This window comes from Yinghuangia sp. YIM S10712, from assembly GCF_051388935.1.
GTDB lineage: Bacteria > Actinomycetota > Actinomycetes > Streptomycetales > Streptomycetaceae > Yinghuangia.
On sequence record NZ_JBPKBI010000014.1, the window covers coordinates 44,060 to 54,943 of the forward strand.

Sequence of the window (10,884 nt, forward strand, 5' to 3'; positions counted from 1 at the left end):
CCGACAGGCGTTCACGGACTCCTGCGAATTCGGTTTCCCCGACAACAGGTCGCCGGCACTCGCCTTCGACTTCGTCGACGCCTCGGAAGACGGCAGGGTTCTCGCGTACGTCATCACGAACGGGTTCAGCGGCACGTTGGTTCTTGCCCCTGTCGTCCGGGAGCGAGAGCTGTGCCGCATTGTCGGCAAACGCTCGTCTGCGTTTCAGGACACGGAACCGAGGCCGGAGCGGGCTTGTGGTGGGGCGGGGAGGTCGACGCTGGGCATGCGGGGGTCGGTCGCGTTGGGGATGGTGTCGGCGGTGTCGACCATCCAGGAGAGGATCGCCTGGTTCATGCGCTGTTCGACGGCGGCGTGCTCCGGCCGACCGGAGACGTTGTGCCGCTCGTCTGGGTCGGTGGCCCGGTCGTACAGCTCCGGCGGTTCATACTGCCGCCAGACGTACGTCCACTCCCGGTTCCTCGCCGCGACTGCTTTGCCGACGAGTTCGGGTTGCTCGCGCTGGAGGGCGGACTTCAGGTCGTAGGGGAACGGCGCCTGCTCGAACCGCGGCGCCTCCTCGACCGTGAATCCCCCCTCGGTGAAGGCGTATTCGCGGTGCTCGGCGTCCGGGTCGTGGAGCATGGGGAGCAGGCTGCGTCCGAAGTGCCGGTGTGGGGCGGGGACGCCGGCGAGTTCGAGGACCGTCGGCAGGACGTCGATGAGTTCGACCATGCCGTCGCGGACTTCGCCCTGGGGAAGTCCGGGGCCGGCGACGACGAGCGGGTCGCGGGTGATGCAGGGGTGCATCGCGGAGGGCCATTTCTCGATCAGGCCGAAGTCGCCGAGGTATTCGCCGTGGTCGGCGAAGAACATCGTCACGGTGCGGTCGGCCTGGCCGGTGCGGTCGACGGCTTCGAGGACGCGTCCGAGGTGGTGGTCCATGCGCGAGACCATGCCGTAGTAGGTGGCGATCACCTCGCGCCACATCGGCGGGGTGACCCGGTCGAGTCCGTTGCGGTCGCGGACGGCCGGGGCGTACCGCGGTTCGCGGTCGCCCCTGGGGACCGGGTCGGGCAGGCTGTCGCGGTCGTACATGGAGAACCATGGTTCGGGCACCCGGAACGGGCAGTGCGGGGCGAAGATCGGGACGAACAGCACCCAGGGTTCCGGCGGCGGTGACGCGAGGCGGTGCTCGGCGGTGCGGATCGTGGCCTCGTCCAGGTCGATTTCGTTCGGATCGGCGACCTTGCCGGTGTAGAACAGCCGCGCCCATACGTCACCGCCGGGCCACGTTGTCGCGTCGATCTTGCCCAGGCCTCGCATGCGGGCGGTGGGCGGCTCGGTGAACCCGTACTCGTGGGCGCTCAGTTCGGTCACTCCGGGCGCGAACGTGTCGCCGCGGCGGCCCGCGAACGTGACGTGGTAGCCGGCGTCCTTGAGGATCCGCAGCAGGTTCGGCTCGTGCGGTTGGAGCAGGTGCGTGAGGCTGCGGTGGCCCGCCGTATGCGGGTACCACCCGGTCAGGAACGACGCGCGGCTGGGTGAGCAGACCGGGTGCTGCACGAAGGCGTTGGTGAAGCGGGTTCCGCGCCCGGCGAGCGCATCCAGGTTCGGGGTGCGCACATGCGGGTTTCCGAACGCTCCGAGGGCGTCCGCACGGAGTTGGTCCGGGATGAAGACGACGAAGTTCGGGCGGGATTCCACAGTGTGGGGACTCCTTGTCTGACAGGGCGTGGAGGCAGGGCAGTGACACCTGTCGAGCGCAGTAACACGTGTAACTTGGACGCGGCGTATATGGTTACACGTGTTACGCGGATCCGGAAGGTCTCGGAGGATCGGATATGAGTGCGGTGCTGCCGCCACCGCGGCCCACCAGCGCCGATGTGGCGCGGCGTGCCGGGGTGTCGCGGGCGACTGTGTCCCACGTGCTCAACGGCACCGACCACCCCATCAGCGAGCCGACCCGCAGACGAGTCCTGGCCGCGGCACGCGAGCTCCAGTACGCGCCCAACGCCTCGGCGCGGGCCCTGCGCGCCGGGCGCAGCAACACCGTGCTGCTGCCCATGCCCGTGTCGCTGAGCCTCCCGGGCCAGGACACCTTCATCGAGCACCTGGACCGGGAACTGGACAAGCTCGGCCTGGCCTTGCTCATCCACGGCGATCGCGGCGCGTCGGGCGTGAAAGGCGCGAGGTCGTGGGCCGAGCTGCGGCCCGCCGCGGTCTATCTCGACGCAGCGCGGGGAACACGGCCGGCGGTGGAGCTGCTGCACCGGGCGGGCGTCCAGGCCGTGCTCCTGAGCAGTGTGCAGGCTGTGCCGTACGCTCCGACGATCCCGCTCGACCAGGCCGCCGTCGCCCGTGTCGCCGCACAGTACCTGGTCGACCGCGGACACCGGCGTCTGGCGTGCCTTGTTCCCGGAGGCGGCCGGGCGGCACTGGCTGAACGCCGCTGGGCGGCCGTGGCGGAGGTGGCGCGAGCCGCGGGCGCCTCCGCGGAGCGTGTCGACTGTGAACTCACCGAAGACGGCGTCGCCTCGGCCGTCGCCCACTGGCATGACCCGGCCCGACGCCCCGAGGCCGTGTACGCCTTCAACGACGAATTCGCCCTGGCCCTCATCGAAACTCTGCGTCGGATCCGCGTCGGCGTCCCCGAAGACGTCGCCGTGGTCGGGTCGGGCAATCAGCCGCTGGGGGCGATTCTGCGACCGGCGCTGACCACCGTCCACTTCGACGTACCCGCGCTGGCACGCGTGGTCGCGACGTCGATCCGACGGCTGCTCGACGGTCACGCCCTCGACGCGGCGGCGGTCAAGGCGGTCGCGGCGCAGTTGATCGTCCGGGAATCCGCGTAACGGCCGACGCTCCGAGCGGCCGCGAGCCGGGTCCGTGCGGGCCGGCCCCGGGCGAAGTCTCCGGGCGCCGGCGCTCGCGGTCCACGGCAGGGCGTGGGCCGGTGTGGGCGCGGACGACGGGGCGTGCCCTTCGGTCAGCGGGCCTGGGTGGTGTAGCCGGTGACGGTGGCCAGGGTGCAGGGTTGGCCGCCGGGGCCGTGCGCTGTCACCTCGATGACGCGGAAGGTGCGTCCGCCGTGCACCACTCGGGCGACGAAGTCGATGTCGCCGGTGATCTCCAGTTGACGCAGGTACGCGATGCGGGTGGAGGCGATCGCCATCCCCTCGTGCGCGGGCAACCGGTACGAGGCCGCGAGCTGGGAGGCGGCCAGGGCGATGCCGCCGTGCAGCACGCCGCTTCCGTTGGTGAGCCGGATGTTCGGGGGGACGCGTACGCGTACGTGCTCGTCGTCGGCGTACAGGGTCGCGCCCAGCACCGAGAGCAGGGAATCGTGGCGCGACGCGTCCGCGTCGGCCGGGTCGCCGGGGGACGGCTCCGGCTGGGCCCAGGCGCCGGCGGCGACCTCGGGGAGAAGGGGGATGTATCGGCTGCGCAGGGACATGACCGCGAGCGTTCGGCCGACGGCGTCCCGGGCGGTTCCCGTCACCAGGGCCCCGCGGCCGTGGGCGGAGACGACCTCGCTCTCGCTGGTGATCACGCTGCCGTCGCAGGGCGGCGGTGCGACGTAGTCGACGGAAAGCTCGGTCGTGACCGCGAAGCGCCCCTCGGGCTGGTGGGCCGCGCCGGCGACGCCCAACGTGTCGTCGACGAGGACGCCCAGCGCCGCGCTGCTCGGGGTTCCGTCGAGGCCGCGCGTCCACAAGCCGGAGGGCATCGTGCCGTGCCAGTGGTGGTCGCGGGGGTCTTCGACCATCCGTACCCCGAAAAGGAGTTCGGGCTTGCCGACGGGTATGTGGGGCAGCGCGGCCAGGTCGAACTGCGCGGTCATGGCGTTCCCTCCCAGAGCAAGGCGGGCGCTCGGGCGTCCCGGTTGTCCGGGGTGGAACTGCCGGCAACGAGTGCTGCCGAGCCGCATCCATCCTTCCCCGAAAGTATGCTTCTCGCTATTGAGATTACCATTCTCATATCTCGCGGCGGCAGTGACCCGGTGATCTACGCCACCACCGGGGCTGCTCTGCCGGTGTGCCACCGACTCCCGAGCCTCCGACCCGACGAAGGCGCTCTGCACCGCAGCGCCGAGGACGCCCGAAGCCTGGCACTCGGCGATCCGGGAGGACCGCAGGTACTTTGCCCGCCTACCGGCCGACGCACGGAGATACCGCTACCGCGGCGGCGGCCCCGGACAGGGGGTCGTTCGACGCACGCGCCGCGCCCCCGCGCCCGAGGCATGCCGAGCCGCGACCGCACGACCGTGGCACCACGAGGTAACGCGGGCGGGGGCGACGGCTCGGCGACCTGTCGCGAAGCGAGGTGGCGCTTCGTCGTCCTGCCACCGTGCAACCGACCGTCGTGCTCGGGTGGTCAGCCGCTCCCGCTGCACGAACTGCCGCCCCCGCCACCGTCCGAGAAGGCCCCACCGAAGTCCACGCGCGACCAGAAGCCGGCCTCGGGCTTGCTGCGGACGTGCCGCATCGCCCCGCGCAGCGTCGGCGAGCCGATCGCCTCGATGCCGTGCAGCGCGACCGCACCGACCAGTGCGGTCTCCTGATACACCGACCACGGATCGGCAGCCCGGAGGCGCTGCAACTCGGATTCGCCCGCACGGGTGCGCAGCCGGATCAAGTGCGCCCTGACCAGCACCGGAACAGTCAGTACGAGGCTGCCGACGAGTACCGCGAACGCGACTTCGGACGAGAACGCGGCCATGCCGACCGCAACTTGGACGACGGACAGGATCAGCGCCGTCCAGGCCGTGACCTTCGTCGTCCGGATCGGACCTTTCCGGGTCACCAGCCCCTCGGCGGCCAGCCGGTCCTCGACGCGCGTGACGGCGGGGTCCAGCTTCGACCAGAAACGGAGCGTACTGACCGTGGGCGGACGATTGCGGCCGGCGGATCCGTCGGCCGTCGACAAGATCGCCTTCTCGATGTCGTCGGCGGCCGGGGTGCCGCGCGGAATGGCGACGCAGCCGGTCGGCGCGATGCCGATGCGGCCGTGCTGGTTCATCCGCAGCAGCGCCACCTCGATGACGCGGCCCCTGCCGCCTCCGAGAAGCGCGACTTCGTACAGGTCGCGTTCGCGCGCGGGTGCGCGCTGGGGCGTCCGTCCGCCGTGCACGCGCCGGGACATCAGGAGCGCTGTGAGCACCAGGACCACTTGAAGTGCCAATAGGATGACGGCTGTTGGTAGCATGGTTGCCCCTCCGTCGATTTCCGCCACGCGGGTGGAAGGCCGGGACGTAGGCGCTCCAGCCCACAGTGGGCCCCGGCCGGGCACCTGAAGACGGGTCGACGACGGTGCCCATTCGCGAGTTCGCCGGTTGTCCTCTGCTACCGCTTCAGGATGCGGTTCCCGGCGCCGTTGTCGGTGATGGCCGGCTTGGTGCCGTCGGGCTTCACCCCGTACAGGAGCAGGTTGTCGGAGCCCGTCACGGTGACGGTGTCGAACCAGCCGGTCTCCACGCTGTTCCCGTCGCCTTCGATGGTGAGGTTGCGGCAGGTGCCGGTGAGCGTGATCGTGATGCCTTCGCCGGTGACGCGGACGTCGCGGCCGGTGCAGTCGGTGCTCGGCGGGGTGCTGTCGGCACTGACGACCAGGTCGTCCCGCCCGGTGGCGGTGGTGGTCGCCGGCGCGCTCGAAGGCGGGCGAGTCGTGCCGGTTGCGGGTGCACTCGCGGAGACCTGGTTCGGATCGCGGGAGGCTGTCGGGCCGGTCGGCGTGGCACCGGACGACGTGCCCGCCGACGTCGGCGTCTTCGTGCCGGGCGCGGCGGTTGCCGAAGGCGTGGCGCCGGACTTCTCGGAGTCCTTCTCCATTCCCACGTCGCAGGCGGTGGCGCCCAGGACGAGCGCGCAGGCGACGACGGCGGGCGGCAGCACGGTGCGATACTTTGCGAGCTTCACGTGATTCCCCTGATCCCCGTGTCGAGGAGGCCTGGTTTCGGCCTCGTCGTTCACGCTAGGACCCCCGTGTCGCACCCGTGCCGCAGTCGTTCACCAGTCCGGCGACATGCCGGCGACGAACCGCGTACGGCGCGGTCAGCCGATGGGCAGACGCAGCCGTACGACGGTGCCGGCGGCCGGGAGGCTCCGCATGTCGCAGCGCCCGCCGTGCCGTTGGACGACCGCGTGCACCAAGGCGAGCCCGAGCCCGCTGCCGGGTGTGGCCAGGGCATCGCGGCCGCGTACCAGCTCTCCCCATACGTAAGGGAGTTCATCGTCGGGAATGCCCTGGCCGGTGTCGGCCACCTCGACCACCACATGGTCGTCCTCCTCGAACGCGCGCAACTCGATCCGCGCCCCGGGGCCGCTGTACTTGACGGCGTTGGTGACCAGGTTCTCCAGCGCGAGTTCCAGGAGGCTCGCGTCGCCGCTCGGTGTCGGCAGCGGCCACGGGACGCGGGGGACCGAGACGTCGACGTGACGCTCCGTTCCGCCGGGGAGCTCGCGTGCGGTCGCGGCGGCCTCCTCCAGGAGCAGCCCGACGTCGACGGGACCGCGCGACAGGGGCTGGGATTCGATGTCAACGAGCTTGCGCAGGCCGCCGGTGATGCGCGTGAGCCTGGCCACCTGTTCGGTGACGCTCCGCAGCGGGTCCTGGGCGGCGGCAGGGGCTCCTGCCGCGGCGACATTCGTCAGGCCGAGGCGCATGGCCGTCAGCGGGTTCTTCAGCTCGTGGTCGAGCCGGCGCAGGAACCGGCGGTGCTCCTCCGCGGCGGCGGCCGTCGCGGAGGCGGCAGCCAGCGCGGTCCGGCGACGCACCCACAGAACGCCGCCCGCCGACGCGGCGGCGACGACGCCGAGCGCGGCGACACCGGCGACGGGAGCGAAGCGAATGTAGAAGCGCACGCCGTCGCCGACCACCGCCACCACCGCAAGTGCCGCTCCCCAGACCACGATCGACGCGGTGGCGACCGCGCCGCGCCGTGCCGTCCCGCGCCTCCGCACCTCCTGCGGCGGGCCGCCCACGTCGTGGCGTCCGCCGTTGCGCGCGGACGTCCGGCGAAGTCCCATGGCCTGGTTCACCGTTCCGCCTCGACGCGCGGCACGAACCGGTATCCCTCGCCGGTGACCGTCTCGATCCACTGCGGCATGCCCGGGCCGTCGCCGAGGCCCCGCCGGATCTCGGCGACGCGGTTGTCCACCGCCCGGGTCGTACTGGCGGAGTCCCAGCCCCACACGACCTCCATGAGCCTTTCCCGGGACAGCAGTTCGTCGGGGTGCGTGACCAGGTAGTCCAGCAGTGCGGCGGCCTTGGGGGTGAGGACGACCTCGCGGCCGGCGACCCAGGCGCGCCGCGCAGCGCGGTCGAGGCGCAGCGGCCCGGCGCGCAGGACCCGGGCACTGGCCAGCGGGGGCAGCCCGCGCCGCGCGCGACGGTTCAACGCCCGCAGCCGCGCGGTCAGTTCGTACGGATCGAACGGCTTGTTGAGGTAGTCGTCCGCGCCTTCCTCCAGCGCCATGGCGCGCTCGGACGACTCCCCGACCTGGGTCAGCAGCAGCACCGGCAGCCAGACGCCGGCCTGCCGGATCCTGCGCAGGACCTCCCGGCCGTCCAGGTGGGGCATCAGGACGTCCAGCACCATCAAGTCGGGCGCGGGCAGGGCCGTGGCCGCCGTCAGGGCCGCCGCCCCGTCGTGCACGGTCAGGACGTCGAACCCGGACCGCTCCAGCAGCGGGGCGAGTTGGGACGTGATCGCCGTGTCGTCGTCAGCGAGCACGACGAGCGGCCGATCGGCCTGCGCAAGGCCGGGAAGTTCCGCCATCGTGCGGCCTCCTGGGCGGTGGGGAACGGTCGAAGCGCAACGGCGTCGGCACACACCGTGCGTGGCCGTGGCCCTGCCGATTCTCCCGGACGCGACACGGTGGTACGGCCGTTCCAGCGATGTCGTGAGCCTGGTACACCGCTGCGCCGGCGCTGCGACGGGCGATTCCTAGCGTGGAGGCACCGGGCCGATCAGGGGAGATCGGTCGGCCGTCACGCACACAGGGGGCCGCATGGCCAGGTCGGGGACACACGTCCACGCGGGGGTCCGTACGGCGCTGTTGGCGGTGGTGTTGCTGCTGCCGCTCGGCGCCTGTTCGCTGATCAAGGAGAAGCTGGAGGAATTGAAGAAGCCCGCGCCCACCGCGTGGGACAACGTCATGGACATGAGCGGGCCCCACGGGGAAGTGACCAAGGAGATGGCTCTCGCGGCGTTCGCCACGGCGTACGGACCGCTGCCGGACGTGGCGCCGGTATCCGGCAGCCGCGCGGGGCTGCGCTCCGGCTCGGCGGCGCTGCGCTGGGTCTCGGACCGGTGGTCGGAGATCACGCCCGAGCAACGGGCAGCGGTCTCCCGGGCGATCGGGCGCGACCGGCTGCCGGGGCGGCCGGAGCCGGATGAGCCGGACGACCGGGACGAGCCGGATGCCCCGGAGTCCACGGTGCCGGCCGGGGGTGCGGGCAAAAGCGTGCGCTACGGACCGATGGCGGGTCCGGACGACCTCACGTGCCCGCCGGGCAAACCGCACAACGCGGCGCTGGAACAGGAACTGCTGCGGTGGTGGAGCGGTATCGGGCCGAATGTCGGGCTCACCTCAACGCCCCGCATCAGCGCATGTGTCTCCGCCGTACCGTCCACCCAGGACAACTCGACGGACGAGAACGGCGACGACTCGGGTGTCGCCGCCGCCGACGCCTGGGGCAGCGTCTCCCCCTCGGGGCTGCAGTGCCAGGTCACCACGTACCCGTCGCTGCGCCGGGAGACCGCCCGCGTGCGTGACGAGGTTCTCGTCCACGAACTCGGCCACTGCGCACAGATGCTCGTCGCCGAAAGCGCACACGGGTACGGCAGGATCCCCGCCTGGGTCGCCGAGGGCTGGAGCAACTGGCTCTCCGGTAAGGTCACCGGGCATTTCGACCAGCCGGAGAGCTGGAGCAACTACCTGACCCGCGCCAAGCACGCGCTGAACCGCCAGTCGTACGAGGCCGTCGGATTCTGGTGGGAGGCGGAGTACCGCGGCATCGACGTCTGGCAGGCGATCCGGCGCACCGTCGTCGACGCGGCCTCGGCGAACGACGCGCAGCGCCACGAGGTCGCCTTCCGCGCCGCACTCGGCGGCCAGAGCACCGAGTTCCTGGAAGGCTGGGCGTCGAGCTTCCTGCGTGAGGGCATCCGCAACGCAGCGTGGGAAACCGCGGGCGTCGGCATCACCCAGGACTCCTACCTCCCCGCCAACACACACACCATCGCCAACGACAAGAGGCCGTACCCGGCCAGGAGCGGGCCCTTCGACCCCGGGCTGACGCAACTCGACCTCGTGGCCGACATCGTCAAGCTCGAATCGGGCTCCCCGAACCCGGTGTTCGGCCGGTTCGGTCCCGGGATCACCGGGGACTTCCCCTTGTCGGCCGGCATCGGGATGCCGTTCTGCACGCTCGGGTACGCCAAGTGCGTGTGCCCGCCGGACACTCCCGGCTACGGCACGAAGTTCCAGGTCATCGATCCCGGCCCGGCGTTTTTGGCGAGCACCGGCGGCGAGCGTGACACGGTGGTGAACGTGACCGGGCAGAGCATCGACGACTTCTGCGGCCCACCCAAGCCGCAGCCGGTGCCGCCCGCGACCACGCACACCCCGAAGTGCAAGGGCGCGTGCACCGCTTCGAGCAACGGCGACCCGCACATGACCACCTTCGACGGGGTCTTTTACGACCTCATGTCCGTCGGCGAGTTCACCCTGGTCGACGCGACCGACGACACAATGCTTGTGCAAACGCGCCAGGTCCCGCTCGAAGGCTTCGCCGACGTATCGGTCAACTCCGCGGTCGCCGCGGACGTCGCGGGCGACCGGGTGGGCTTCCACCTGAAGCCCGACGGCGTCGAAGTGCACCTGAACGGGGCCGACGTCACGCCGTCGGCCGGGGAGACCAGGCTGCCGAAGGGCGGCACCCTGGCCCGCACCGGCGACGGACCGGCGGCGTCCTACTCCCTGACCTGGCCGGACGGCAGCCAGCTGTTCGCCACACCGATCGCCTCGTACGGGCTGAAGGTCGACATGGCCCTCTCCCCCACGCGCCAAGGCCAACTCACGGGCCTGCTGGGCAACTTCGACGGCGACCGCACCAACGACCTGGACGCGGGCGACGGGCGCCTCCTGCCACCGGCCGCCCCGCACGCCGACATCCACGGGGCCTTCGCCGACCACTGGCGCGTCACGCAGGAGGCGTCGCTGTTCGACTACGAACCCGGGCAGAGCACGGCGACCTTCACCGACCGTACCTTCCCCAAGGGTCCGGTCCACATTCCGGCCGAGGCACGGTCGCAGGCGGAGAAGGCGTGCCGGGCCGCGGGCGTCACCGACCCGCAACTGCTGGAGTCCTGCATCCTCGACGTGGCGTTGACCGGCCGCTCCGAGTTCGCCGCCTCGGTCGCGGCGCAGCAGAAGTTCCGCGACATCGCGGCGGGTTCACAGGCCGGGGACGTTCCGGTGCCCGCGGCGTGTGTGCAAGGCGGTGACGGCCAAAACACCCGCCTGATCGACATCAAGGTCGGGGACACCGTGAGTCTCGGCGGCTTCCCACGCGATGAGTGTGCCGGATACCTCCCCACCGGGGACTGGGCCCACCAGCTCGGTTTCACCGGCGAAGCCGGTCGGACCGTGCACCTGCGGAAAGCCGGTGACACCGACTGCTCACTGCGGTGGTCGCTGTGGAAATGGTCCGTCGACGTCTACGGCAACACCGGCAACGTTCTCCCGGCGGTGTCGGTGTGCCAGGACCTGGGCACCGTGACCCTGCCTGAGGCCGCGACGTACATCGTCCTGATCGACAAGCAGGACCAGGCGGCAAGCGGCAGGTACGGGTTCAGCCTGACGGAGTGAGACATCCGGTCGATCGCGGGGGGGGGGG

At 71.3% G+C, this 10,884-nt stretch carries 8 protein-coding genes; 2 read left to right on the forward strand and 6 right to left on the reverse strand.

Annotated elements, in window-relative coordinates:
- Window positions 1-204 precede the first annotated feature (204 nt).
- The gene (locus ACRX5W_RS24445; protein WP_436790433.1) at window positions 205-1,686 is read right to left on the reverse strand and encodes a sulfatase-like hydrolase/transferase; all 1,482 of its coding nucleotides are present in this window, start codon (window positions 1,684-1,686) and stop codon (window positions 205-207) included.
- A 137-nt stretch (window positions 1,687-1,823) separates the two neighbouring features.
- Between ACRX5W_RS24445 and ACRX5W_RS24450 the strand changes: the two genes are divergently transcribed.
- Window positions 1,824-2,834, forward strand: coding sequence for a LacI family DNA-binding transcriptional regulator (locus tag ACRX5W_RS24450; RefSeq protein WP_436790434.1), 1,011 nt, complete (start codon window positions 1,824-1,826; stop codon window positions 2,832-2,834).
- A 134-nt stretch (window positions 2,835-2,968) separates the two neighbouring features.
- Here ACRX5W_RS24450 and ACRX5W_RS24455 read toward each other — a convergent pair whose 3' ends face one another.
- The 5 genes from ACRX5W_RS24455 to ACRX5W_RS24475 all read right to left on the reverse strand — a co-directional run bounded on the left by ACRX5W_RS24455 (window position 2,969) and on the right by ACRX5W_RS24475 (window position 7,759).
- Window positions 2,969-3,823 (reverse strand): PaaI family thioesterase, encoded by an 855-nt coding sequence (locus tag ACRX5W_RS24455; protein WP_436790435.1) that lies wholly within the window; start codon window positions 3,821-3,823, stop codon window positions 2,969-2,971.
- 533 nt (window positions 3,824-4,356) lie between these two features.
- Entirely contained in the window at window positions 4,357-5,187 is an 831-nt protein-coding gene (locus tag ACRX5W_RS24460) for a TIGR04222 domain-containing membrane protein (protein WP_436790436.1), read from the reverse strand.
- 137 nt (window positions 5,188-5,324) lie between these two features.
- The gene (locus ACRX5W_RS24465; protein ID WP_436790437.1) at window positions 5,325-5,897 is read right to left on the reverse strand and encodes a DUF3060 domain-containing protein; all 573 of its coding nucleotides are present in this window, start codon (window positions 5,895-5,897) and stop codon (window positions 5,325-5,327) included.
- Between the two features lie 135 nt (window positions 5,898-6,032).
- Complete coding sequence (locus tag ACRX5W_RS24470) at window positions 6,033-7,007, reverse strand: sensor histidine kinase (protein ID WP_436790438.1); 975 nt, start codon at window positions 7,005-7,007, stop codon at window positions 6,033-6,035.
- An 8-nt stretch (window positions 7,008-7,015) separates the two neighbouring features.
- Window positions 7,016-7,759, reverse strand: coding sequence for a response regulator transcription factor (locus ACRX5W_RS24475; RefSeq protein WP_436790439.1), 744 nt, complete (start codon window positions 7,757-7,759; stop codon window positions 7,016-7,018).
- Window positions 7,760-7,991: 232 nt separating this feature from the next.
- Here ACRX5W_RS24475 and ACRX5W_RS24480 point away from each other — a divergent pair, with 232 nt between their 5' ends.
- Window positions 7,992-10,856, forward strand: a complete 2,865-nt coding sequence (locus ACRX5W_RS24480) for a VWD domain-containing protein (RefSeq protein ID WP_436790440.1) — start codon at window positions 7,992-7,994, stop codon at window positions 10,854-10,856.
- Window positions 10,857-10,884 lie beyond the last annotated feature (28 nt).